The organism is Candidatus Methylomirabilota bacterium (assembly GCA_036005065.1).
Classification (GTDB): domain Bacteria; phylum Methylomirabilota; class Methylomirabilia; order Rokubacteriales; family DASRDR01; genus DASYQW01.
In genome coordinates, this window is record DASYQW010000333.1 from 22,696 (window position 1) to 47,773 (window position 25,078).

A 25,078-nucleotide genomic window follows, 5' to 3' on the forward strand; every position below is an offset into this window, starting at 1 on the left:
TAAGGGTCAGCGCGCGGCTGGCGGCAGGGGTGGCCCCCGGGACGGCGTCACGCATATAATCCCCGAGAGGCGTCCGGTGACCCAGGTGCTCCCCAGCCCATCCGAGCAGGGCCAGCTCAGGGCCCTCCTCGACACCATCAAGCGCATCACGGCGCTCACGCCGCCCGAGGTGCTCCTCGGCACCATCGCGGACGCCGCCGCTCGGCTCCTGGGCTTCGAGACCGGGGGCTTCCGGCTGGTCGAGGGCGACGAGCTCGTGATCGCGGGCCAGTGGGGCGACCCGGCCATGCTGCGGCCCCGCATCAAGATCGGCGAGAGCCTCACCGGCCGGGTGGCACTGACCGGCGAGGCGATGGTCGTCACGGACCTGCCGAACGACCCTCGCCTCGACCCGCTCCACCAGGAGGCCGACCGCCGCCACGGCTACCGGATGTACATCGGCGTGCCGCTTCGAATCGGCTCGCGGGTCACCGGGGTCCTCGCGCTCCGCTCCCGGGCTCAGCGCGCGATCAGCGCCGATGAGCTGGCGGTCGTCCAGGCCTTCGCCGATCACGCGGCCATCGCCCTGGAGAACGCGCGGCTCTACGCCGTCGCCCAGCACCAGCGGCAGCGGGCCGAAGCGCTCACGGAGATCGCCGGGGACGTGTCGGCGGCGCTCGACCGGAACACCGTGCTCCAGCGCGTGGTCGAGCACGCGCGCCGGCTCTGCCGGGCCGACCTCGTCACGCTGGCGCTCTACGAGCCGGGCGGAACCGAGGCAGCGGTCGTCGCCAAGACGGGGCACCTGACGGACGTCTACGACCGGATGGTCTTCCGCCCGGGGCTCGGGCTGGGTGGGGCAGTGCTGGCGACGCGCGTGCCCGTCACGTCGGCCGACCGCCTGACCGACCCACGCTGGGACCCCGACGAGGCGGCCCGGGTCGAAGGGCTCCGCTCGACGGCGGCGGTGCCGATCCTGGCCGGCGCGACGCTGCTCGGCGTCCTCTGGGTTCACCGGCGGACCGTCGAGCCATTCGAGCCGGCCGACGTCAGCACCATCGAGGCGCTGGCTCGCCATGCCGCCATCGCCATCCAGAACGCCGCGCTCTATGAGACGGCGCAGGCGCGGGCGGCCGAGGTGCAGGTGCTTCGGCGCATCGGACTCACCCTCTCCCGCTCGCTCGACCTGCCACGCGTCCTCCAGGACATCGTGGAGGCAGCCCGAGCCGGGACGGGAAGCGACGCCGCCTTCTGCGCCCTGGTGGATCCCACCGCGCTCAACGTCGAGACCGTCGCCTCGACGGGGGCCCTCACCACCTTGTTTGCCCGGTATCGCATCCAGCCCGGGCAAGGCATCGGTGGCTGGTTCCTCCTCCACAAGCGCCCCTTTCGGACCGAGGACTACCTGGCCGATCCCCGGTTCGTCCACGCGTTCGACGACGCCGCCCGGGCCGAGCGCATCGTCGCCAATCTGGGGGTGCCCATCCTGAACCAGGACCAGGTGATCGGCCTGTTGTGGGTCGTCAACCGGACGCGGCAGCCCTTCACCGAGCGGGATGAGGCCTTCCTGACCGGACTGGGGGATCACGCCGCCGTGGCCATCATGAACGCGCGGGCCCACGCCGAGCGCCAGCGCGCCCTGGAGGAGCTCCAGGCGTCTCAGGACCGGCTCGTCAAGACCGAGCGCCTTCGCGCGCTCGGCGAGATGGCCAGCGGCGTCGCCCACGACTTCAACAATCTCCTGGCGGTGATCCTCGGCCGCGTCCAGCTCCTGCTCATGCGCGCCGATGACCCGGAGCTCCGGCGCGGGCTCTCCATGATCGAGCGGGCCGCCACCGACGCCGCCCAGACGGTCCGCCGCATCCAGGAGTTCACCCGCACCCGGCAGACGCGGCCGTTCGGGCCGGTCGACCTCGCGCACGTCGTGCGCGAGGCGCTGGAGCTGACCAAGGGGCGCTGGAAGGACGAAGCCCAGGTGCGCGGCGTGACGTACGCGGTCGTCATGGAGCTCGGCGCCGTCCCCGCGGTGGCGGGCCAGGCGGCGGAGTTGCGCGAGGTCGTCATCAATCTCGTCCTCAACGCCGTCGACGCCATGCCGGACGGCGGGACGATCCACGTGAGCGTTCACGCCGAGAACGGAAGCGTGGTGACGCGGGTCCGCGACTCCGGGCACGGCATGACCCCCGAAGTCCGGGCCCGAGTGTTCGAGCCCTTCTTCACGACCAAGGGCCCGCGCAGCACCGGCCTCGGGCTCGCGGTCGCCTACGGGATCATCCAGCGCCACGGAGGCCGGATCGAGGTCGAGAGCACGGCGGGGTCCGGAGCCGCCTTCACCATCACGTTGCCCGTCCGGGCCCGGCGCCCGCCCGACTCCCGGGGGGCCGAGACGACGGCGCCAGCGCCACCCGCCCGGCCCGCCCGCGTCCTCGTCGTCGACGACGAGCCGCCGGTGCGCGAGCTCATCGTGGACGTCCTCCGCTCGGCCGGCCACGTCCCGCTGGCCGCCGAGGACGGAGCGGCCGGCCTCGCGCTGGCCGCCGACGGGACGCTCGATCTGGCGCTCATCGACCTGGGGTTGCCCGGGTTATCCGGCTGGGACGTGGCCGCCCGTCTCCGGGCCGCCTCCCCCGAGCTTCCGCTGGTTCTCATCACTGGCTGGGGCGATCAGCTCGACCCGGCCGCGCTCGAGCGGAGCGGCGTCTGCCAGGTCATCGCCAAGCCGTTTCAGGCTGAGCAGATCCTGCGAATCGTCGCGGAGCGGACGGGTCGCGCCGCGGCGAAGGGCGGAAGCAGCTAGATGTGTGGCGGAGTGACCCGGCGCCGGCCACCGAGCGGGCGGTGCATCGGGGAGTGCTCAGAGCGGCGGCTTGGCCGCCGCCACGACGGGGGGCCTCGGGGGGTCTTCCGAGACCCCCCCGAATGAATCCCGCTACTCGAAGCGGCGCGGGGCGTTCTGCGGCGTGACGAGCTCCGGCAGCGACTCCTGGTACCGCTGCACGTCCTCGGTGGTCAGGCCAAACCACTCGGGGGCGAGGCTCGCCAGCAGATAGAAGGGCCGCACCAGCACCCAGTCGAGCACGACCCCGACCGGATGGAGGACGTACGCCGGGGCCCGAAACGGATGGCCGTAAGCCGACGGAAGCGGCTCGTAGGTATCCGGCAGCGCCCGCGGGAAGATCGACCAGGCGCCGTCCTTTTGCGACTTGAGCTGGGCCGCCGAGCAGCCGACCGCCACCAGCGCCGCCAGCAACAGCACCACGAGAACTCTGGCACGCATCGTCGTTCCTCCCCGCCTGCCTCGCCGGCCACCAACCAACGGCGCCGGGCTCGAGCGCTCGGAACCACAGGTAGGAGCCACCACGCCCGGCTACCGTAGCATGGCCTTTCCGGGACCCCCAAGAGTTTTCGCGTGGGCAGATGCCCCGACCGCGGTGGAACTTGGCAGTGACGGCGGTTCGCGGTAGACTAAGCATCCTCGGGCCTTGGGACTCTGGCAGGGGGGAGGGCCGGCCGGCGTGGGTGAGCCGACTGAAGACCGCTCGTTTCTGGGCTGGTTGTCTCGCTTCTGGACCGGGTCGCCGCCCGGCCCCGACGTCGTGACCGCCACCCCGCCCCTACCTGTAGCGGCGGCACCCACCGCGACAGCCGGTCCCGAAGCACCGCCCACCGACCTCACGCACGATCAGACGACCGGCCGTGAGACGACCCTCCGCATCGAGGACATCATACGGGTCCAGGCCGTCACGGCGAGCCTCCTCACGAAGAAGGTCTCGCCGCAGGACCTCTTCCGGCACATCGTGGACGGCGCCGCCGACTGTCTGAACGCCCACGAGGCCTCGCTGATGCTGGTGGAAAGTGACGAGCTGCGTGTCGTCTCGGCCCGCAAGGCGGGCGAGCATATCACGATGCGCATCCAGCGGATCCGGGTCGGGGACGGCGTGGCGGGCTGGGTTGCGCGGGAAGGCCAGCCGCTCCTCCTCAACGAGGGCGACGACTTCTCGCGCTTCGTCAACTTCGCCCCGAAGGGAGGGCGCATCCAGTCGGCACTCTCGGTCCCCCTCCAGGTGGAGGGCCGCGTCGTCGGTGTCCTCAACGCCAACCGCCTGGCCGGCGGCGAGAACTTCACCGACGGGGACCTGGCCGTCCTGCGCCTGTTCGCCGACACCGCGGCGCTGGCGATCGACCAGACGAACCTCCTGCAGACGGTCCAGACGCGCGCGCGCTCGCTGCAGACCCTGCTGTCGGTCACCGACGCCTTCGCCGGCGCGACGGACCCGGCGGCGGCGCTCGTCGGGCTCATGCCCGGTCTGGGCGAGACGTTTCATCCCGCCCAGGCGCTCGCCTTCCTCGGGACAGCGGAGCAGGGCCGCCTGGACGCCGTCGCGGACTGGACGCCCCGGCGGGGACCGGGGGGGCGCGACCGGCTCGGCGGGCTCGGACTCACGCTCACCCCCCAGGTTCTCGAGGCCTTCGAGGGCCGAGAGCCAGCCTGGTTCAAGCGGTTGCCGCTCGACGGCGACCCGGCGCGAGCGGAGTCGCTTCCCGCCCGACTGCTCCTGGTGCCGGTGAGCGGCTCGGAGCTCTCGCGGTGCGCGCTCGTCCTGGGCTGGGAGGACCCGCAGCACGTGCTGCCTTCCGAAGACGTCAACGTGCTCGAAGGGCTAGCCCGGCAGCTCGAGCTGGCGCTGTCGAGTCAGGACCGGGCGGCCGCCGTCGGGGCGCTCGAGGCCGAGATGGCGCAGGCGCGGACGCACCTGATGGAGGCCGAGCGGCTGGCGACCGTCGGCCAGAGCATGGCCGGGGTCGTCCACGACATCAACGCGCCCTTGACCGCGGTGACGGCCTTCGCCCAGCTGATTCAGAAGGAAACGGTGGATGACAAGAGCCGCGAGCGCGCGGGACACATCATCGAGGCGGCGACGCGGGCCCAGCGGCTCGTCCGCGAGCTCCTCAAGATGGCGCGCCCCCAGCCCCCGACGTTGGAGCTGGTCGAGCTTCACCAGCTCCTCCAGGTGGCGATGGACCTCGAGCGGCCCCAGTGCGCCGTCTCCGGCATCAAGCTCGTCTCGGCGTTCGACCCGGCGGTGCCTCAGGTCAAGGCCGACCCCCACCGTCTCGGACAGGTCTTCATCAACCTGCTCGTCAACGCCCGGCAGGCCATGGACGCGGGAGAGAAAGGCAGCGTCATCACCGTCCAGACGCGACGGCTCGAGCGCGCGGTGGAGATCCACGTCATCGACGACGGCCCCGGCATCCCCGCGGCCGTCAAGAGCAAGATCTTCGACTGGTTCTTCACCACCAAGCCGCCGGGCGAGGGCACGGGGCTCGGCCTCGCGGTGTCGCGCGAGATCCTGCTCTCCCACGGCGGGAACCTGCGGGTCGACGACTCCCCGGGCGGCGGCGCCACCTTCATTCTCCTGCTACCCCTCACGGAGGCCCCCGGCGCGCCGGCCCGGTAGTCCGTCCGACGGCGCCTCCGGTCGCCCCTGGTGCACCGACCCGAATTCCGGGTGCGGCGACCTGAGCCGGGGCCTCTCCCCTGTGAGCGGCCGGGGGCCTGCCGACCCTGAACCCCTCGTCAGATCAGGCGCGAAGAGTGCCCCGGGTCCGCATGCTGTGGCGAGGCACCCTTCTTGCTCCGCCTCCCGCGTCATGCGCCCGGCGGAGCCCCGACGGCCCGGCCAGGCGGGGCGGCCGCGACGGCGTCCCTGGGCGGCCCTGGTAACCCTCCTCGTCCTCTTCCTGGCACTCACTGGACACATGCGCCGCACCGTCATCCAGCCCGCGGCCGATGCCGGCCCGGACGGCCCGGTGAAAGTGATCGCCCAGGTGCTGGTAGAGCGCGAAGGTCAGGTCGTCAAGCGCGGATCGGCGGTGATCGTCGCCGCCCGCGAAGAGTACGGAGAGGCGGTCTGCTACCTCCTGACCGTGGGACACGTCTTGGACGGCCGCCAGGCCTCGGACTCGGTCCAGGTGCTCCTGCCCGACGGAAATGACTGGCGCCCGGTGCGGGGCGAGGCGATCCAGCAGGTAGACGCCGGCGAACGCGACCTGGCGGTGCTGCGCGCCATCGCGACGTGCCGGCCGGCGCGGATCGGCGTGGGTCCCGAACGCGATGGCGACGTGTGGCTCGCCGGCTTCCCCGGCGAGGGGCAGGTTCGCGTCTGGCCCGGGCACGCGCGCGAGGCGTCCTGGTTCGGCACCCTCCGATGGATCGTCGAGGGAACGGTCACCGAGGGCGCGAGCGGCGGCGGCGTGTTCGACGCCCAGACCGGGCGCCTCCTCGGCCTCATCCAGGGTTACTGGACGGCGCGCCTCGTCATGCCCGGCGGCGCGATCGCGGGTGTGGCGCGGATCGGCACCGCGGCCGTGATCCCCATCACCCGCGTCCGCGCGCTTCTCGAGGAATGGGGGTTCGAAGACCTCCTGGACAGTGCTCGATAGCCGTCAGCCGGCCAATCCGCGGGAGCGGCGGAGGAGCCGCGTGAGGTAACCCTCGAGCTCAGCCAGCACCGCGCGTTTCGCCGTCACCGCCATCGCTTCGACCGGTTCTGCGCCTCCCCGCCGATGGACCAGCAGGGTGCCCGAAAACTCCTCGGCCCGCTCGTCGACCGCAGCCAGCTGCCGGATGCCGAGAATCTCCCACTCGCCGATGTGCTCCGTCATGCGCCCTCCCGCTCCGGTGTGGTCGGGATGCCATGCCCGGGCCCAGTGTAGCGCGGCCGGCGCCGGAGGGCCGGTCATCCCGGCGGGCCGAGGAGGTGGAGCGGTCTCGCCGGTGTGGTGACGCGGAGCACCTCGTCGAGGGTGGTGAGCCCGGCCGCCACCTTGCGGATCCCGTCGTCGTAGAGCGTCTGCAGGCCAGCCGCGCGCACCGCCGCGTGAAAGCGCGTCCCCCCGGCTTCCCGGGCGAGCAGTGCCCGCGTCTCGTCGTCGAGCGCGAGCAGCTCGTAGATCCCCGTGCGACCGCGGTAGCCGGTGTGTCGACAGGCCGAACAGCCGCGACCCCGGACGAGGGCACCCGCCGCCTCGCGGAGCCGAGGCACCTCGGCCAGCAGGGCCGACGGAACGACCGCCGGGACCCGGCAGCTCGGGCAGACGAGGCGCACGAGCCGCTGACTGATGACGCCGATGGTCGAGGCGGCCACCAGATAAGGATCGATACCGAGGTTCACCACGCGGAGGATGGCGCTCGCCGCGTCGTTGGTGTGCATCGTGCTCAGCAGGAGGTGACCCGTCAGCGAGGCACGGAACGCGACCTCGGCCGTCTCGCCGTCACGGATCTCGCCGACCATGATGATGTCCGGGTCCTGCCGGAGGATCGCCCGGAGGGCTTCGGCGAAGGTGAGACCCGCCCGCTCGTTGATCTGAATCTGGGTGATCCCGGGGATCTCGTATTCGACCGGGTCCTCCACCGAGATGATGTTGAGGTGCTCGGCCCGCACCCGGTGGATACACGCCCGCAGCGTCGTGGTCTTCCCGCAGCCGGTGGGCCCCGTCACCAGGAGCATCCCGTGGGAATGCGCGAGCATCTTGTCGACCAGCGTGAGCTGATCGACGCTCAGCCCGAGGTGCTCGAGAGCCAGGAGCCCTCGTCCCGGCTCGAACAGCCGGAGTACCACCTTCTCGCCGTGGCGGCACGGCAGGGTCGAGACCCGAAGGTCGGCGTCGACGGTTCCGGTCCGGATCCGGATGTGGCCGTCCTGTGGCACGCGCCGCTCTGCGATGTCCAGGCTGGCCATGACCTTGATCCGGGACACCACCGCCGTGTGGAGCGCCCGGGGAATCTCGCGCACCTTGACGAGGAAGCCATCCATGCGGGTCCGGACGAGGAGGCGGTCGCGTTCCGGCTCGAGGTGGATGTCGCTGGCGCCGTCGGCCAGCGCCTGCCGGATCAGGTCATCGACCAGCCGGATGATCGGCTCCACGACTTCGGCGCTCCGCCCCCGCGCCGGGCTGCCCGCGCTCCCGCCGTTCTGGGCGGAGGGGCGGGTCGGTATCGCGAGCGGTTCCTTCATGGTCGTCGGTGCCGATCCCATGCACAGGGAGTACCAGGCCCCTCCGGCCGGCGAGGCGCGATTCGCGCGGGGTTGTGAGCCGGCGGCGACGCGGGCGCGCGCGGCCCGGTACAGGTCGTCGACGAATTCGTCCGGGGGCCGTGGTCGGGTACAATGCGCGGGATGGAGTCGCGAGACGAGCCGGTCGACGCGGAGAGCCCCTCGCGAGGGTGGACGACCGACACCCGCCGGGCCGGACGCGACTGGATCGAGTCGCTCGCCGTGTACCTCGAGCGACGGCTCATCATCGTCTTCCTCTTCGGCTTCGCCAGCGGCCTGCCGCTGCTCCTCACCCTCTCCACCCTGTCGATCTGGCTCACCGAGCAGGGCGTGAGCCTCACCGCCATCGGCCTCTTTGCCATGGTCGGCACCCCCTACACCCTCAAGTTTCTCTGGGCCCCCATGATCGATCGGGCGCCGATCCCCGGCCTGACCGCCTGGCTCGGCCGGCGCCGCTCCTGGCTCCTCGCCATTCAGGCGTGCCTGATCCTGGCCATCCTCGCCCTCGGCGCCACGCGTCCGGGTCAGGCGCCCTTCTGGACCGCACTCTGGGCCCTGGTGGTGGCCTTCTTCTCGGCCAGCCAGGACATCGTCATCGACGCCTACCGGATCGAGAGCGTGCGGGAGCACGAGCAGGGCGCGGCGGCGGCCATGACCCAGTTCGGGTATCGCATCGGCATGCTGGCGAGCGGGGCGGGAGCCCTGTACCTGGCCGAGTCCGTCTCCTGGTTCGGGGTCTACGCCGTCATGGCCGCCCTCATGCTGGTCGGCGTCGCCACGACCGTCGCGAGCCCCGAGCCGCTCGTCGGCGCGCCGACCGGCCCCCCGGGGGGCGGCGCGCTGGCGCGGGTCCGGGAGGCGGTCATCGAGCCCTTCGCGGAGTTCATCCGGCGGAGCGGCCTCAAGGTCGCCGGGCTGGTCCTCGCCTTCATCCTGCTCTACAAGTTCGGGGACGCCTTCGCCGGCGTCATGGCCAACCCCTTCTACGTGAAGATCGGCTTCACCAAGGCGGAGATCGCCGGCGTCACCAAGATCTTCGGGCTCGCGGCCACGCTGGCCGGCGTGTTCCTGGGCGGGGTGGTGGTCACCCGCTACGGGGTGATGCCGGCCTTGCTCGGCTGCGGGGTCCTCCAGATGCTGTCCAACCTCATGTTCGTCGTGCAGGCCATGATGGGGCACGACGTCTCCACGCTCATGCTGACCATCGGCCTCGAGAACCTCACGGGCGGCATGGGCTCGGCCGCGTTCGTGGCCTACCTGTCGCTCTTGTGCAACGTCGCGTATACGGCGACCCAGTACGCGCTCTTCTCCTCCTTCATGGCGGTCGGGCGGACCCTTCTCTCGTCGACGAGCGGCTGGGTCGCCGACCATGTGGACTGGGTGTCCTTCTTTCTCATCTCGACGGTCCTGGCCGTGCCGGGACTCCTCATCCTCGGGTGGATGATGCGGCGCTTTCCGACGGCCGGCCGACCGGCGACGCTCCGACCGTAAGTGCCGGCGTCCCCGCGAATCCGACCGGGCGAGGCGCTCGGCGTCGGCTTCGAGGGCACGACGCTCCCCGCCGACGTGGTAGCACTGGCCGAGACATCCGGCCTCGCCGCCGTGATCCTGTTCGCCCGGAACTGCCCCTCGCTGGACACGGTCCTCGCCCTCACCGCCGCCGGCCGAGCCCTCGGCCCGGACGTCCTCGTGCTCGTGGATCACGAGGGCGGACGCGTGCACCGGCTGCCGCCGCCGTTCACCCGGTTTCCGCCCGCCGCCGCCGTCGGGCGCGCGAAAGACCCGGCTCTCGCCGGCGCGGTCGCGCGCGCCATGGCGCGTGAGCTCCGGGCGGCCGGGTTCGACTCCGGCCTCACCCCGGTCCTCGATTGCCTGACCGACCCCGGCAACACCGTGATCGGCGACCGCGCATTCGCCGCCGACCCCGAGACCGTCGCCGCCTGTGGAGTGGCCTTCATCACCGCGGCGCTCGAGGAGGGGCTGATTCCCGTCGCCAAGCACTTCCCCGGGCACGGCCGCACCGCCGTCGACTCGCACCTGGCCTTGCCCCAGATCGACGCCCCCGCCGCGATGGTCGAGCAGGTCGAGCTGCTGCCCTTTCGCCGGGCGATCGCCGCCGGCTGTCTCGGCGTGATGGTCGCCCACATCCGCTATCCGGCCCTGGACGCCGACTGGCCCGCGTCCCTCTCGCACGCGGTGATCGGAGGACTTCTGCGCGGGCGGCTCGGCTTCACGGGCCTGGTCGTGAGCGACGACCTCGAGATGCAGGCGGTCGCCCAGACCTGGGGAGTGGGGGCCGCCGCCGTGCGGTTCGTCGAGGCCGGCGGCGACCTGGCGCTCGTCTGCCGTGATGCCACGAGCCGCGGCGAGGCGCTCGGCGCGCTCGAGGCAGCCCTGGCCGCCGGCCGCCTCTCCCTCGACGCGGCTCGCCGGCGGCGGGCGGCGCTCCGTGCGCTCGCGTCGGCGCGGCCGACCCCGGACGTCGGCGTCATCGGGTGCGCGGAGCACCGCGAGCTCGCCGCCGAAGTGGCCCGCCGCGGCGGCGCGTAGGCGCCGTCGCAACTCTTGCGAGGAGGGCTTGACAGGGCCGGCGCGTGCAGTAGTATGAGCTGTTTCGAGTCGGTACGGCCGCCGAGAGAGCCGGGGATACCGCCGCGGAGACGGCGCCCACTCGTCGGCGGCTCCCGCAGGTTCCGCCGCCCTGACCCCTCGGTTGGCGCGTGCCCCGGTTGGGGAGCCTCGGACACGACCCTGGCGGGCCCGGTCCGGCCGCATTACCGAGGGGGCCGATCGGGAGGGCCCGGATGTCCCTCCGGTGGGGGTGCCGCAAGATTCGGGCCCACGATATGGGGTCCGAATTTTCCTCATCGTTTTTGCTTGGTTCTTAGTACGTTACAGCACGTCCGGTTTTTCAAGCAGTTACGGCGGGCGTGCGCCCTGAAGGGGTCGCCCGACAGCACCCCGGGGTCGGGAGGACGAGATGCGACGGGTCGTGATCACCGGGATGGGTGTCGTGTCTCCGATCGGGATCGGCGTCGACGCGTTCTGGAGTTCCCTGAGCCAAGGTGTGAGCGGCATCGGGCGCATCACCCGGTTCGATCCGTCCGCCTTTCCCTCCCAGATCGCCGGCGAGGTGCGCGGCTTCGACCCCCTCGCCTATCTGCCCCGCCGCGACGTCGTCCGCACGGACGCCTTCGTCCACTATGCGCTGGCGGCGGCCAATGAGGCGATCGCGGACGCGAAGCTCGACGTCGAGGGCCAGACCGACCGGGTCGGCGTCTCGATCGGAACCGGGATGGGCGGCGTGCCGTGGCTCATCCGGACGCACGACACGCTCCGCGAGGAGGGCCCCCAGGCGATCAGCGCGTACGCCTTGCCGGGGCTCCTCCCGAACATGGCGGCCGGTTGGGTTTCGATGCGCACCGGGGCCCGGGGGCCGATCGCCGCCGCCGCGACCGCCTGTGCGGCGGGGAACCACGCGATCGGCGACGCGTTCCGCATGATCCAGCGCGGGGAAGCCGACGCGATGCTGGCGGGGGGGACCGACGCCCTCATCCACCCGCTCGTCGTCGGCGGCTTCTGCGCGGTGCGGGCCCTGTCGACGGCGAACGCCGAGCCGGCGCGGGCCAGCCGGCCCTTCGATCGAGAGCGTGACGGCTTCGTGCTGGCCGAGGGGGCCGGGATCCTCGTGCTGGAGACGCTCGATTCCGCGCGCGCGCGCCGCGCCCACATCCACGGCGAGCTCGTCGGGTACGGGTTGAGCGGCGACGCGCACCACCCGACGGCTCCGTCCAGCGACGGGCCGGCGCGGGGGATGCGGCTCGCCCTCGCCGACGCCGGGCTCGGGCCCGAAGACATCGACTACATCAACGCTCACGGCACCTCGACGCCCCACAACGACGTCAACGAGACCCGCGCGATCAAGCAAGTCTTCGGCACTCATGCCCGCCGGGTGGCGATCAGCTCCACCAAGTCCATGACCGGACACCTGATCGGCGCCGCGGGAGCGATCGAGGCGATCGCCACCACGCTCGCCCTCGAGCGGAACCTGATCCCGCCGACGATCAATTACCGGACACCGGACCCGGAGTGCGATCTCGACTACGTGCCGAACGAGGCCCGGGCCTCCGTGGTGCGGGCCGCCCTCTCCAACTCGTTTGCGTTCGGCGGGATCAACGCGGTCCTCGTCTTCCGGAAGGCCGACTTCGACTGATCCCGCCATGGACATCCCCGACCTCGAGCCCCGCATCAAGCACATCCTCACCAACCGACTCGGCATCGCGCCCGAAGATCTCCGGCGCGACGCGAACCTGGTCGACGACCTGGGGGTGGACTCGCTGGACGCCGTCGAGCTGGTGATCGCCATCGAGCGGGAGTTCAGGGTCACGACGAGTGACGACCAGGTCTCTCAGCTCAAGACGGTGGCCGACATGATCGCGCTCGTCCAACGGCTGGCCGTGGAACAGGAAAGCCGCACTCCGAGCCGAAGCGGGGGGCCCGCCCGCGGGACCGACAAGACGCGGGAGACGCGGAGGCCGGCGTGACTCGCCGGGTCGGGATCACCGGGCTGGGGGCGGTGACGCCGGCGGGGGTCGGCCTGAAGGCGTTCTGGCAGGCCCTTCGGGACGGCGTATCGGGAATCGACACGGCCACGCTCTTCGACCCGAGCCCTTATCCGTGTCGCGTGGCGGCCGAGGTGAAGGACTTCCAGCCTCGCGACTTCATGAGCCCCAAGGCGGCTGTCACCATGGGCCGCTTCGCCCGGTTCGGGGTCGCCGCGGCCCGGATGGCTTACGAGGATGCGGGCCTGGCGGCCGTCCCGGCGGCGCGACGCTTCGCGGTGTGCTTCGGCAGCTCGACCACCGCCGTCGTGGAGCTCCAGCAGAGCTACGAGGAGTTTCTCGAGGACGGCACGCGGAGGCTGTCCCCCTCGATCATGCTGGAGAGCGCCGGCCACGCCGTGACGGCGCATGTCTCGATCGAGCTCGGGCTCCAGGGGCAGACCATGAGCCTGACCTCCGCCTGCTCCACCGGGATCGACGCCGTCCAGTGGGCCTACCAGCAGGTCCGGCACGGCCACGTCCCCGGCGTCGTGGCCGGGGCGACCGACGCGCCGCTGTCCGCCTACACCCAGGCCGCCTTCTGCGCACTCGGAGTGCTGTCGCGGTGGCCCGGCGCGCCCGCCGAGGCGCTCCGGCCATTCGACGCCATGAGCAGCGGCTTGGTCCTCGGCGAGGGGGCCGGCGCCTTCGTTCTCGAGGACCTCGAGCAGGCCGAGGCGCGCGGCGCCCGGGTCTACGCCGAGGTGCTGGGGTTCGGGGCCGCCAGCGAGAGCGTGAACCTCCGGCAGGTGGACCCGGCCGGCGCCGCCCTCCGGGCGGCGATCGAGCGAGCGCTCCGGATGGCGCGGATCGATCCGTCCGAGATCGACTACATCTGCGCCCACGGCAACGGGCTTCCGGACTACGACCGCGCGGAGACGGCCGCCTACCGGGAGGCCTTCGGCCGGCAGGCGTACAACATCCCGATCAGCTCGATCAAGCCGCTGACGGGACAGTCCCTGTCGGCCCCGAGCGCCCTTCAGGTGGTCGCCGCCGGCTTCGCCCTCGAGGAGCAGTTCGCCCCGGCCACCCTGAACCACGACGTTCCCGACCCGGCCTGCGACCTCGACTACGTCCCCCGCCGGGGGCGCCCGGCGCGCGTCAACCACCTGCTCGTCGCCGCCCACGCGATGGGCGGCTCGCACTCCGTGCTCGTCCTCGGACGCGCCGGGGGCCGGTAGATCGCCGATGCCGCTGCTCGGCGTCTTCCTGGTCGTCCTCGTCGAGGTCGGGCTGGCGGTCCTGGTGCTGGCCCGCAATCCGCAGCGGCTGGTGAACCGCTGGTTCGCCGCCTTCGCCGGCGCCGTCGCGCTCTGGGGCGCGCTCAACGGGGTCTTCCGGGTCCTGGCCGAACCTCAGGTCAACCTCGTCATCGCGCGGGGCGTCTTCGCGGCGGCGACGCTGATCCCGGCCACCTTCTTCCGCTTCGTGGCGGCGTTCCCGGGGCTCGCCGCCTCCCGGCTGCCCCTGGCCCAGATCGCGGTGCTGGCCGGCCTGTTCATCTCGGGCCTCGCCTTCTCGCCGTGGATCGTCTCCGACGTCCGCGTGCACGGCGGTGTCGCCCACCCGGTCTACGGGCCGCTCCATCCGGTGTTCGTCCTCTACTTCCTGACCTGCTCGACGTGGGCGCTCGTCTACCTCGCCTGGAAGGCGGCCCGGGCCCGCGGCTTCGTCCGGGCCCAGCTGCAATACCTCCTGCTGGGCAGCGCGCTGGCCCTGGTGGGAGGGGCCGGCACGAACCTGATCCTCCCGGTTCTGTTCCGCGACCACAGCTTCAACCTGTTCGGCCCGTACTTCACGCTCATCTGGCTCGGCTTCACCGCCCACTCGATCATCCGACACCGGCTGATGGACCTCCGCGTGGTGGTCAGCCGCGGCGCCGCGTACACGGTCGGCTGGGCGCTCGTCTCGGGCCTCCTGGTGGTCGGGGCCGTGGTCCTGGACGTGGTGACCCCCTTGAGCCCGACCCTGTCCCCGGTGGGGGCGGTCCTGCTCGGGCTCATCGCCGCGCTCGCCTTCATCGCCCTGGTACCCGCCATGAAGCGGCTGGCCGATCGGTACCTCTATCGGCCGGCCTATGACGCCCGTCAGCTCGTCCGCGACGGGAGCCGGGCCATGGCCACCGTGACGGATCCGGAGAGTGTGGCGTGGGCGATGGCGGAGCTCATCGCCCAGGCGCTGCGGCTCGAGGGTCTCACGATCGTCTTCTGGCACCGCGACCGCGGCGAGTTCGTCCCCGTGCTCCAGCAGCACGTCGACCCGATCGTCCCCCGGCCCGGCGAGGCTCTCACCCAAGCCGCCCCGCTCGTGCGAGAGCTCCGCTCGGGCCCCGGCGCGCTCTTGGCCGAAGACCTCGCCCGCCGGACGCCGACGCCCGAGGTCGCCGCCGTCGCCGACGATCTGACCGCCTGGCACGCCGAGACGGCGGTGCCCGTCCAGAGCGACGGGGAGCTCATCGCCATCGTCCTGGCCGGGCCGAAGCTCTCCGGTGACCCGTTCTTCGGCGAAGACCTCGATCTGCTCGAGACGCTCGCGAGTCAGCTCGCCATCGGGCTCAAGAACGCCCAGCTCTACCACGAGGTCGTCTCGATCAAGGAGTACAACGAGCGTATCCTGGCCCACATGGATTCCGGCGTGATCGCGGTCCGGGAGGACGGGGTCGTGACCACGTTCAACCCGGCCGCTCAGCGGATCACCGGCCTGCCGGCCGCCGAGGTGATCGGCCGGGCGGTGGAGGCGCTCGACCCGGTGCTCCAGGACATTCTCAAGGACAGTCTCGCGGGCCTTCAGGACGCCGAGACCGAGATCACGGTGGCGCATCCCGACGGGCGCCCCCTGCCGCTCCTGACCCACACCTCGGCCCTCCACGACCGGAACGGCCACATCCGCGGCGCGATCGCCGTCTTCAACGATCACTCGCGGCTCAAGGCGCTGGAGGAGGACAAGCGCCGCGCCGACCGGCTGGCCGCCATCGGGGCTCTGGCCACCGGCGTCGCCCACGAGATCCGGAACCCGCTGGTGGCCATCAAGACCTTCGCCGAGCTCCTCCCCGAGCGCGTCGACGACCAGGAGTTCCGGTCCACCTTCGCCAAGGTCGCCGCCAAGGAGGTCCATCGGATCGAGGCGCTCCTCGGCCGGCTGCGGGCCCTGGCGGTGCCGGCGGTGGCCCGGCTCCATCCTCTCGACGTGGCCGTCCCCATCGTCGAAACGCTCGACCTCCTTCGCGGCGAAGCCGACCGCCGCCATGTCCGGGTCGTCACCGACGTGGAGACCGATCTGCCGGCCGTCCTCGGCGAGCCGGATCAGCTCAAGCAGCTCTTCCTGAACCTCTTCCTGAACGGCTTCGAGGCGATGGCGACCGGCGGGACGCTGAGCGTCACGGTGCGGGCCGACCGGGAGCGTCAGGGCCGGGGCATCGTCACGGTGCGCGTCACCGACACCGGCTCCGGGATCCCGCGTGAGGACCTGCCGCGCGTCTTCGAGCCGTTCTTCACGACCAAGACCCACGGCACCGGCCTGGGGCTGGCGATCTGCCGCGGGATTGCCGACGCCCACCGCGCCGCCCTGTGGGCCGAGGCCGGGCTGGGCGGCGTCGGGACGGCCTTCGTGCTCCAGCTCCCGGCGCCGGCCGTGGCGCCCGTCGCCGAGGTGCTCCGATGAGGACGGCGGTCCTCGTGACCCGCGATGGACGGCTGGCCGAGCGGCTCCGGCGGCTCCTCGATGCCCGGCTCGAGCTGGTGCTCGCCGACTCCCTCGGCCAGGCGCTGGAGCGAGGCGCCGCCTTCCCCGTCGACCTCGTGCTGGTGGATTTCGATTCCGGCCTGGTCGACCCGGACATCCTGGCGAACATTCGCGCCCGGCGGGCCGAATCGCTCGTGGTCGCGCTGCTCAGCCCGGGGACTCCCGGCGAGCCGGCCGCCCCGGGGGCCGAGGGCTGCGATCTGGTCGTCCCGACCGACGTCCCGGACGCCATCCTGAGAACGGCCGTCGAGCAGGCCGTCCACTTCCAGCGGCTGGCCCAGGAGGTCGGCTCGCTGCGCCGGGAGCGGACGCGGCTGGAGCCGAGCCCCGCGCCCGTCCCGGTCAACGGCGGGGCGGCCGGGAGCCTGGGGACGGTGCTGAAGGAGATGGGGAAGCTCCTGGCCGCTCATTTCGACCTCGAGCGGATCATCGACTTCTTCCTGGACGCGATCACCGAGCTCGTTCGGCCGGGACGCGCGGCGCTGCTGCTCGAGGATCACGACCACCGCTACCGGGTTCGCGGCCGGCGCGGGCTGGACGCGGCAGTCGCCGATCACCTCCGACTCGACCCCGCCGAAGGGCTGCCGGCGTGGTTCCGGCGGCACGCCCGACCGGCCGTGCGCGTCGAGCTCGAGCGGCAGCCGGAGTGGCTCGAGGCGACGCGCGAGCTGGCCGCCCTGGGGGGCGAGGTGGCGGTGCCGCTCTGGGTGCAGGCCAAGCTGGTAGGGGTCCTGGCCCTCGGCCCCCGGGTGACCGGGCAACCCTACGTCGGCGAGGATCTCGAGCGCCTGTTCACCCTGGCCAGCCAGGTGGCGGTGGCCGTCGAAGACATCTCCCTCTTCAACACCGTTCGCGCCCAGCACAGCTTCATCGAGCAGGTGCTCGCCCACCTCCAGAGCGGCGCGATCACGCTGGACGCGGGCGGCCGGGTGACGCTGTTCAACCGCCGCGCCGAGGAGATCCTGAGCCTTCCCCGGGCCGACGTGCTGGGGCGGGATCTGCGAGCGCTGCCGTCGCCGCTCGGCGATATCCTGTTCGACACGTTCCGGGGCGGCCCCGAGCTGCGGCTTCAGGAGGTCACGCTGCCGCGCCGCCCCACCGGGCTGGAGGTCAGCACGTCGAGGATCCTCGGGCCCACCGGCGTCCCGGCCGGCGCCGTCATGATCTTCGACGATCCCGCGCCGCGGCACCTCCTCCAGCGCGAGCGGCAGGCCACGCAGACGCTGGACCTCCTGAATCGGGTTCTGCTGCGCCTGACCGACGAGATCAAGAACCCGCTGGTGTCGATCTACACGTTCCTCGAGCTGCTGCCCGAGCGGTACGACGATCCGGAGTTCCGGGAACGCTTCTTCTCGGTCGTGGGCCGCGACACCAAGCACCTGATCTCGCTGGTGGACAAGCTCATCATCCTGGCCGGCGAGCGCGAGTACAAGCTCGATTTCTGTGATGTGCGGGAGCTCCTCGACGGCGCGCTCGCTGATTTCGCGCTCCGGCTCGAGCGACCGAGGACATCCCAGGAGGCGAGCCTCTTCCTGCTCGAGGTTCCGGACCGCACCGACCGGTTGACGGCGGTCCTCTCGGCGCCTCCGGCCGAGCTCCTGGTCAAGGCCGATCGAGATCAGCTCGGGAAGGCCTTCGGCTATCTCGTCCGCTTCTTGCTCCATCGGATCGAGCCCGACGGGCGCGTCGCCATCAACGTGCTACCCGACCCGGACGATGCCCGCACGGTCCGCCTGTCGATCCTGGGTAAGCCGGCGGAGCTGACCTCGGCCGACCGGGAGCGTCTCTTCAGCCCGCTGGCCATCGCCTCCGAGCGGCTCCTCGACGTCGGCCCCTCCGTCAGCCAGAAGATCATCGAGGCCCACGGCGGAAGCCTGACGGTGAGCGGCGCCGAGCAGGAGATCCGGTTCATCGTGATGCTGCCCCGGGCCACCCCATGAGCCCCGTGGCCACCGCCGCGCCCGAGCCCCGGGTCATGGTCGTCGACGACGAGGAGGGCCCGCGGGAGGCCATCCGCATGATCCTCAAGCCGCTCTATCAGGTCTACACGGCGGGGAGCGGCGAGGAGGTGCTCAGCTCGCTTCAGACGATTCGGCCCGACGTCATCTTCATGGACGTGAAGATGCCCCGGATCGACGGTGTCCAGCTCCTGGAGCGCGTCAAGGCCCTCGACCCGCTGGTCGAGGTGGTGATGATCACGGCCTACGCCTCCCTCGACACGGTGCAGCGCGCCATGCGCTTCGGGGCCCTGGACTACCTCGTCAAGCCGTTCTCCCCGAAAGAGCTCCAGGAGGCGCTGGACCGGGCCCTGGTCCGGCGGCGGGAGCGGGTGGAGGCGCCGTCGCAGGCCCTGGCCCCGCTCATCGGCCAGATGCGGGACCTCGCGCGGCGCGGGGATCCGGTCGAGGGAGCGGCCGACTTGCCGCGTCTCTTGCGCGCGATGCTGGGCGAGGTCCAGCGCGCCACCGGCGCCATCGCCGCCTCCTTCTTCGGCACCGAGCCGGCGGCGGTCGTCCATTCCGATCTCCCCCCCGAGGTGGCGGAGGCCGTCGCCACCGCCTGGAAGGGCGCGCTGACTCGCGTCCGCGAGCCTCTCTGGCTCCGGCCGGCGACCGACCGCGGGCTCCCCTGGCCGGCCGGGCGGGTCCTCGAGCGCCTCGCCATCGGCGGCATCCTGGTGGTCCCCGTCGCGGACGAGGGCCTCCCGAAGGTCAGCGGTCACCTGGCCCTGTACCTGGCGCGCCCGGCCGCGGGTCCCCCGGACCTCTCCCCGCTCCGCCCGGTCATGGACCTGATGGTCACGGCGATCCGGACGTCGGCGCTGCTCACCACCGCCGCCCGGCAGGCCACCGAGCAGTCGCTGCGGGCGGTCCAGCGCGAGATCCTGCGCCAGATCTCGACGGCGGTCCTCGAGGACCCCGCGCTCGACCGCACCCTGGCCGCGATCACCGAGCAGCTCCAGCACGGCGCCGGCTACGAACGCGTGCAGGTGCTGCTCGAGCCGACCGCCCCCCCCGAGGCCGACCGCCCGGGCCGGGCCGTGTTCCCCCTGGTCGCCCAGGGCCGGCGGCTCGGCCACCTGGTGGTGGAGGCCGCGGGGGGCGCCCGCGACCTGGACCGGAGCGAGCGCGAGCTGCTCCGCATGTTCTCGGAGTCCGTCGCGCTCATCGTGCGGAACGCGAACCTCCATCGCGAGCTCAGCGAGGCCAACACGTTCCTCGAGAATCTCATCGAGTCGGCGGCGGACGCGATCATCGCGCTCGATCCGGAGCGCCGGGTCGTGACCTGGAACCCGTCGGCCGAGCGGCTCTTCGGCCGCGAGCTCGGTGACGTGCGCGGCAAGCCGGTGGCCGATGCGCTCCCGGTCGCCGTGATGACTCAGCTGGCGCCCGCCATGACCAATCCGTCCGCCACCGGGGTGTTCCTCATCCGGACGGGCACCGGCGAGGCCGCCGGCCTCGAGCTGACGGTGACCTGTTCGCCGATCCCGTGGGGCGGACGTGCGGAGGCCGGGTTACTGCTGGTGGCGAAGGATGTGACCGAGCAGCGGCGGTGGGAAGAGCAGATGACGCGCTCGGAGAAGCTCTCGGCGCTGGGGCAGCTCGCCATGGGGATGGCCCACGACTTCAACAACCTCCTCCAGGCCATCCTCGGTCATACCCAGCTCATCGCCAGCGATCCGACCCCGGATCGGCTCGTCAAGGGCCTGACCACGATCGAGCAGGCCGTGCGCGACGGGGTGGAGACCGTCGGTCGGATCAAGCGCTACGCCCGGCGGGAGCGCGAGAGCCAGCCGGAGCTGGTCGACCTCCGGGAGGTGGTGCGGCAGGTCGTCGAGATCGCCCGGCCGCGCTGGTCGCACAGCGGCCTCGCCGGCGCGGCCATCGTCGTCAGCGAGGACCTCCAGCCCGTGCCGCCCGTCCGGGCGCGAGGCGGCGACCTCCGGGAAGTGCTGATGAACCTCGTGCTCAACGCCGCGGACGCCATGCCGCGGGGAGGCACCATCCGACTCGAGACCCGCGGCCAGGGGGACTGGGCCGTCCTGGCGGTCGCCGACACGGGGACGGGGATCCCGGAGGAGTTGCGCCGTCGCATCTTCGAGCCATTCTTCACGACCAAGGACACGGGCACCGGGCTCGGCCTCTCCATCGTGTCGGGGATCATCTCGAGCTACGGGGGCGCCATCGACGTGGAGGCCGGGGCGAGCGGAGGCACGACCTTCACGATTCGGCTGCCCGCGGCCTAGCTTAGCTAAATCGGAGCAAGCGCGGGCGAATTTCGCGGAGTTCCAGGATGTCGCGCTCATCCGTGGCAGCATTCCGTGTCAGGGATTGATTCTCAGGCCGTGAGTACTCTGCCGCTGCTCTCGATCGGCGTGCCGGTCTACAACGGTGAGCGGTATTTGGCCCAAGCTCTCGACTCGGCCCTGGCGCAGGACTACGACAATCTGGAGATCCTGATCTCGGACAACGCATCGACCGATTCGACGGCCGACATCTGCCAGCGATACGCGCGCGCCGACACGCGGGTGCGCTACGCCCGGACCTGCGAGACGAGCTACGTGAAAGTCAACCTAGCCCGGGCCCTCTCGATGGCGCGGGGGAAGTACTTCACCTGGCTTGCACACGACGACATCTTGAACAGCCCCGACTATGGGCGCACGCTAGTGAGTGTCCTCGACGGCGCCCCGGACATCGTCCTGTGTGCGTCGGCGCTCGAGCTGTGGCACGTGGACGACCCCCAGACGCGAACGATTCTGTCGTATCCCGACTTCGCCGTCGACGACTGGCCCACGGCGCGCCAGGCACTCTTTCGCTGGCCCCAGCATGGCTGGGACTCGTTAGTGTTTGGGGTGTTCAGACGCGAGGTCTTACAGGAGGCGGTCGCGGACGATCCGTATCTCAGGCGGCTCCTTCTCCACAAACTTGCGGCCGCCGGACGATTTGTCGTGTTGCCGGCCGCGCTCCGGACGTGCCGCCTCCGGGAGGACTCGACAGCCAGGTTGCTCGTGAGCGACAAGGCCCCATTCGAACTGCTGCGCCAGGGGGTCGAGATCAAATGGCTCCTGTTCAAGACCGCCCTGCGATACCCGGTGCCCTTTGGCGAGCGGGTTCCTCTCATCCTGGAAACTCTCCGCAATTTTCTGGTCAGCCACGTCGCCTGGGCAGAAAGCGCTCGGCACCGACTCCGAAACCTCGATCGGGAACTGAAGATGCTTGCCGCGGCTGCCGTGGAGCGCAAACGGCTTCTCAGCCTGCAGGATCGGGAACTGCGCACACTCGAGGTTGCCGCGCGATCTCTCGGATGGGACGCCGATGAGCCCCTGCGGCCGGAACCCTTCGAGGTAGGCGGCATTCCCCCGGGCGGCCTGCGCTTGAAGCGATCCCTCAATCCATTTCGCCGACCCGACCTGGCGGAGATCGACCTATTGAGGCAGCTTAAGCCGCAGGTGAGCGAGGCGCAACGTATCTGCCGGGACTTACTCACCATGCTTGAATCGCAGGATCATGAGATCAAGCGACGTCGAGACCTTGTCGAAGGCCGTCGGCGAAAAGCCTGATGGCCGCAGACGACGGTGTTGTTTGGTTGACGCACCCAAGCAGGAAATACCGCCCGGCTTAGTGCGTTGTGGAGGATCCGGCGAGGCGGCCGAGGAGACGGGACAGGTCCTCCAGCCGAAACGGCTTGGACAGGATCTCGACGCGGCCCAGGGCGGCGAGGTGAACCGGATCGAGCTGATCGCCCCATCCGGTCACGAACAGGATCGGCACCGCACTCCCGCGCGCCCGCACGGCTTCCGCGAGCTTCCAGCCCGAGTATCCCGGCAGGCTCACGTCCGTCAGCACGAGGTCGTACTCGCCGGTCCGCGCCAGTCGCATCCCTTCCGTCCCGTCCGCCGCCGTGAGGAGGCTGTGCCCCCAGGCCGTCAGTGCCTCCTGGATGACCTCGCGGACTTCCTCCTCGTCCTCGATCAGGAGGACCCGGAGGCGGGGCGCGGGAAGCGACGCGGACTCCACGCGGTCCGTGGGCGGCGCTTCGTCGGCGGCCGGAAGGGTGAGGATGATCGTCGTCCCCTCCCCGAGCCGCGAGTCGATCTCCATGCCCCCGTCATGCCGCCCGATGATGCCGTAGGCCATGGCCAGGCCGAGACCGGAGGACTGAGGCCCCTTGGTCGTGAAGAACGGCTCGAACGCGCGCCGCCGCGCTTCCTCGGTCATGCCGGTTCCCGTGTCGCTCACCCGGACTTCGATCCGACCTCCGACGAGCCGGGTCGATACCCGAAGCTCTCCACCGTCCGGCATCGCATCGAAGGCGTTCAGGAACAGGTTGAGGAATACTTCCCGCAGCTCGGAGGCCTCGGCCAGCACTGGCGGGATGGCCTGGAAGTTCGTGGCGACCCGGTACGTACGGCCGGTCGCCTGCGCCTCGTTCTCCCAGCGCGCCCGGGTGAGCTCGAGCGCGTCGGCGACGAGCTCGTTGATGCGCACGTGGCCCGCGGCCGGGCGGCGGCGGACACGGCTGACCTCCTGGATGCGCCGCACGGTGCTGGCTCCATCCTGGGCGAGCTTCTCGATGATCTCGAGCCCTCGGCGAATCTTCGGGTCCTGGACATCGCGCAGGAGGAGCTGGGCGCGGCCGAGGATCCCGGCCAGCATGTTGTTGAAGTCGTGGGCGATCCCCGACGCCATCTCCCCGAGGGCCCGGAACCGCTCGGACCGGATCTGGCGTTCCTGGGACGCCCGGACGGCCTCCAGGGCTCGCTGGAGGTCGGCGTAGAGCCGGGCGTTCTCGATCGCGATGGCCGCCTGGTCGGCGAAGGATGCCAGGAAGGCGAGGTCGGCCGGGCCGTACTGGCGAGGATGCGTCGTGTTGAACGTCAGGACGCCGAGGATCTCGTCGCGGATCTGGATGGGAAGCCCGAGATAGGTCGTGATCCCGGCTTCGCGGTCGCGGGCGGCGAGGAGGTTGTGGGGGTCCTCCCGCGTATCGGCGATGACCAGCGGCTGACCCGTCCTCGCCACCGTCCCCGAGTAACCCGCCCCGAGCGGCACCTGGAAGCCGGCCGGGACGGCGGCCCCCGACACCGCCCCCGCCCGGAGGACGCCCGCCTCCTCGTCCACGAGCAGGACCGTGACATACGGGGTCCCGGCGATCCGCCCGGCCTCCTCGACGATTCGCTCGAGGATCACTTTGAGGTCGAGCCCCGCCATGACGGAGCGGGTCGCGCGCAGCAGCGCGTCGAGCTCGGCCCCCCGGCGGACCGTGTCCTCGTAGAGCCGGGCATTGACGATGGCGACCGCGGCCAGGTCGCCGAAGGCGAGGAGGAGCTTCTGCTCTTCCTCGGCGAACGCGCGGGGCCGTCGGTAAAACACGGTCAGCACTCCGACCAGCCGGCCCTCGGCCACGCGGAGCGGCACCGCGCCGTAGGCGAAGAGTCCCTCGGTACGCGCCCAGGCCTTGTTCTGGACGCGCGGATCGTCGGCGAAGTTCGGGAGGAAGACCGGCGTGAGCTGCTGGGCGACCCACCCCACCAGGCCTTCCCCGAGGCGCCATCGCTTGACCTTCCGCCAGGCACCGTGCCGGAAGCCGAAATCGGCGCCCACGGTGAGGGTCTCACTCGTGTGGTCGAACACGGAGAGGGTGGCCGCGTCGGCTCCGAGGACGTGGGCGGCACCCTCGACCACGCTGGCGAACACCTGCGAGGCCTCGAGGGAGCCGACGATCGACCGGGTGATGTGGGCGAGCGACTCGAAGGCGCGCGAGCTCCGCATGGCGTCTTCGACCACCTGGGCATGCCGGATGGCTTCCTGGTGACGTCGCTCGGTCAGCCGTCCGAGGACTCGGGCCGTCACCGATCCGACCACCTCGACCCCTGCCGGACAGGCGACCCGCAGGGCTTCCCGCATCTCGGGGCGTTCGGTGGCGTCGACGACCAGATCCACCGGATGGCGAAAGACGTCGAGAGGACCGGTCACGACCGAGATCTCGTGCCGGCGGGCGAGCCGCGCGGCAGGCGCGTCGGGATCCGAGTCGGCCACGACGGCGATGGTGAACCCCGGCTCGCCGAGCAGGCGCTCGAGCAGCTCCAGGCCGTCCCGCTCCGCGCACACGACGGCCACCCGCAACGGCGCCGGCCTCGGTTCGCCGGAGGAAGGGAGCGAGTCCCTGGAGCCACCACCGGCCATGGCGTCCGGATCGTATCAGGGTGCTGCCGAACGCGCAACCAAGGGCGAACTAGCCCTGATCGGCACATACGGCGCCATGCTCAAAGATCCGGGAGCCACGCCGACTCCCCTCTCTCCCTTCCGGCGCCGACCACCGAGCGCATGGTGCATCGGGGAGTGCTCCGAGCGGCGGCTTCGCCGCCGCAACCCCTCCTGGGGGAGGTTTGGGAGGGGGCCATCGAGGCCCCCTCCCATCTACTAGGGGACGTCTTCGGGGCCCTTGTCCTGCCAGGCGCGGACGAAGCCGACGATGCGGTCGCGGTCGAAGCGATCGAACTCGTCGAGCCGCGTCCAGGCCAGCAGCGCGAAGCGGGTCTTGATCCGCCCGTTCGGGCTGACGACCACCTTGACGTGCCCGTACTTGCTCGGCGGAAGGGTCTGGAAGGTCTCCTGGAGCTGGCGGACCACGTCCGGACACGGGGTCGCGCACTTGTAGAGGATCACGATGCCGCCGTGCTCGAGGTTGTGGACGAAG

Annotated in this window: 17 protein-coding genes; 12 read left to right on the forward strand and 5 right to left on the reverse strand. The window is 71.3% G+C overall.

All coding sequences use genetic code 11. From position 1 onward, the window contains the following. The first annotated feature begins 76 nt into the window (after positions 1-76). The gene (locus VGW35_22390; GenBank protein HEV8310422.1) at positions 77-2,776 is read left to right on the forward strand and encodes a GAF domain-containing protein; all 2,700 of its coding nucleotides are present in this window, start codon (positions 77-79) and stop codon (positions 2,774-2,776) included. Between the two features lie 132 nt (positions 2,777-2,908). Here VGW35_22390 and VGW35_22395 read toward each other — a convergent pair whose 3' ends face one another. Further along, complete coding sequence (locus VGW35_22395) at positions 2,909-3,256, reverse strand: hypothetical protein (GenBank protein ID HEV8310423.1); 348 nt, start codon at positions 3,254-3,256, stop codon at positions 2,909-2,911. 238 nt (positions 3,257-3,494) lie between these two features. Between VGW35_22395 and VGW35_22400 the strand changes: the two genes are divergently transcribed. Beyond that, positions 3,495-5,438 (forward strand): ATP-binding protein, encoded by a 1,944-nt coding sequence (locus tag VGW35_22400; GenBank protein ID HEV8310424.1) that lies wholly within the window; start codon positions 3,495-3,497, stop codon positions 5,436-5,438. 301 nt (positions 5,439-5,739) lie between these two features. Next, the gene (locus VGW35_22405) at positions 5,740-6,423 is read left to right on the forward strand and encodes a trypsin-like peptidase domain-containing protein (protein HEV8310425.1); all 684 of its coding nucleotides are present in this window, start codon (positions 5,740-5,742) and stop codon (positions 6,421-6,423) included. A 3-nt stretch (positions 6,424-6,426) separates the two neighbouring features. Here VGW35_22405 and VGW35_22410 read toward each other — a convergent pair whose 3' ends face one another. Beyond that, positions 6,427-6,645 (reverse strand): hypothetical protein, encoded by a 219-nt coding sequence (locus VGW35_22410; GenBank protein HEV8310426.1) that lies wholly within the window; start codon positions 6,643-6,645, stop codon positions 6,427-6,429. A gap of 74 nt (positions 6,646-6,719) precedes the next feature. Next, positions 6,720-7,997: a GspE/PulE family protein gene (locus VGW35_22415; protein HEV8310427.1), complete on the reverse strand. Its 1,278-nt coding sequence runs from the start codon at positions 7,995-7,997 to the stop codon at positions 6,720-6,722. Between the two features lie 162 nt (positions 7,998-8,159). Here VGW35_22415 and VGW35_22420 point away from each other — a divergent pair, with 162 nt between their 5' ends. The 9 genes from VGW35_22420 to VGW35_22460 all read left to right on the forward strand — a co-directional run bounded on the left by VGW35_22420 (position 8,160) and on the right by VGW35_22460 (position 21,938). Continuing rightward, a complete protein-coding gene (locus VGW35_22420; protein ID HEV8310428.1) occupies positions 8,160-9,527 on the forward strand; it encodes an AmpG family muropeptide MFS transporter in 1,368 nt (455 codons plus the stop codon). Then, complete coding sequence (nagZ, locus tag VGW35_22425; protein ID HEV8310429.1) at positions 9,528-10,586, forward strand: beta-N-acetylhexosaminidase; 1,059 nt, start codon at positions 9,528-9,530, stop codon at positions 10,584-10,586. Positions 10,587-11,016: 430 nt separating this feature from the next. Then, positions 11,017-12,249: a beta-ketoacyl-ACP synthase II gene (fabF, locus tag VGW35_22430; protein ID HEV8310430.1), complete on the forward strand. Its 1,233-nt coding sequence runs from the start codon at positions 11,017-11,019 to the stop codon at positions 12,247-12,249. A gap of 7 nt (positions 12,250-12,256) precedes the next feature. Continuing rightward, complete coding sequence (locus VGW35_22435) at positions 12,257-12,580, forward strand: acyl carrier protein (protein ID HEV8310431.1); 324 nt, start codon at positions 12,257-12,259, stop codon at positions 12,578-12,580. Next, on the forward strand, positions 12,577-13,818 hold the full coding sequence (locus tag VGW35_22440; protein ID HEV8310432.1) for a beta-ketoacyl-[acyl-carrier-protein] synthase family protein: 1,242 nt from the start codon (positions 12,577-12,579) through the stop codon (positions 13,816-13,818). Before VGW35_22435 ends, VGW35_22440 begins: the two co-directional genes overlap by 4 nt. A 7-nt stretch (positions 13,819-13,825) precedes the next feature. Then, a complete protein-coding gene (locus VGW35_22445; protein ID HEV8310433.1) occupies positions 13,826-16,297 on the forward strand; it encodes an ATP-binding protein in 2,472 nt (823 codons plus the stop codon). Continuing rightward, complete coding sequence (locus tag VGW35_22450) at positions 16,294-18,318, forward strand: GAF domain-containing protein (GenBank protein HEV8310434.1); 2,025 nt, start codon at positions 16,294-16,296, stop codon at positions 18,316-18,318. Before VGW35_22445 ends, VGW35_22450 begins: the two co-directional genes overlap by 4 nt. A 5-nt stretch (positions 18,319-18,323) precedes the next feature. Further along, positions 18,324-20,624, forward strand: a complete 2,301-nt coding sequence (locus tag VGW35_22455; protein HEV8310435.1) for a response regulator — start codon at positions 18,324-18,326, stop codon at positions 20,622-20,624. A 99-nt stretch (positions 20,625-20,723) separates the two neighbouring features. Next, positions 20,724-21,938 (forward strand): glycosyltransferase family 2 protein, encoded by a 1,215-nt coding sequence (locus VGW35_22460; GenBank protein HEV8310436.1) that lies wholly within the window; start codon positions 20,724-20,726, stop codon positions 21,936-21,938. A 58-nt stretch (positions 21,939-21,996) separates the two neighbouring features. Here the strand turns inward: VGW35_22460 and VGW35_22465 are convergent, their stop codons facing one another. After that, the gene (locus VGW35_22465; protein HEV8310437.1) at positions 21,997-24,498 is read right to left on the reverse strand and encodes a GAF domain-containing protein; all 2,502 of its coding nucleotides are present in this window, start codon (positions 24,496-24,498) and stop codon (positions 21,997-21,999) included. Between the two features lie 303 nt (positions 24,499-24,801). Continuing rightward, the coding region (locus VGW35_22470; protein ID HEV8310438.1) for a DUF3105 domain-containing protein at positions 24,802-25,078 on the reverse strand (277 nt) is incomplete at its 5' end.

What these genes read in the sequence shown, in the direction of transcription:
- VGW35_22395 (HEV8310423.1), bottom strand. Translation starts at nt 3,256, where the DNA reads ATGCGTGCCAGAGTTCTCGTGGTGCTGTTGCTGGCGGCGCTGGTGGCG.
- VGW35_22405 (HEV8310425.1), top strand. Translation starts at nt 5,740, where the DNA reads ATGCGCCGCACCGTCATCCAGCCCGCGGCCGATGCCGGCCCGGACGGC.
- VGW35_22410 (HEV8310426.1), bottom strand. Translation starts at nt 6,645, where the DNA reads ATGACGGAGCACATCGGCGAGTGGGAGATTCTCGGCATCCGGCAGCTG.
- VGW35_22415 (HEV8310427.1), bottom strand. Translation starts at nt 7,997, where the DNA reads ATGAAGGAACCGCTCGCGATACCGACCCGCCCCTCCGCCCAGAACGGC.
- VGW35_22420 (HEV8310428.1), top strand. Translation starts at nt 8,160, where the DNA reads ATGGAGTCGCGAGACGAGCCGGTCGACGCGGAGAGCCCCTCGCGAGGG.
- fabF (HEV8310430.1), top strand. Translation starts at nt 11,017, where the DNA reads ATGCGACGGGTCGTGATCACCGGGATGGGTGTCGTGTCTCCGATCGGG.
- VGW35_22435 (HEV8310431.1), top strand. Translation starts at nt 12,257, where the DNA reads ATGGACATCCCCGACCTCGAGCCCCGCATCAAGCACATCCTCACCAAC.
- VGW35_22445 (HEV8310433.1), top strand. Translation starts at nt 13,826, where the DNA reads ATGCCGCTGCTCGGCGTCTTCCTGGTCGTCCTCGTCGAGGTCGGGCTG.
- VGW35_22450 (HEV8310434.1), top strand. Translation starts at nt 16,294, where the DNA reads ATGAGGACGGCGGTCCTCGTGACCCGCGATGGACGGCTGGCCGAGCGG.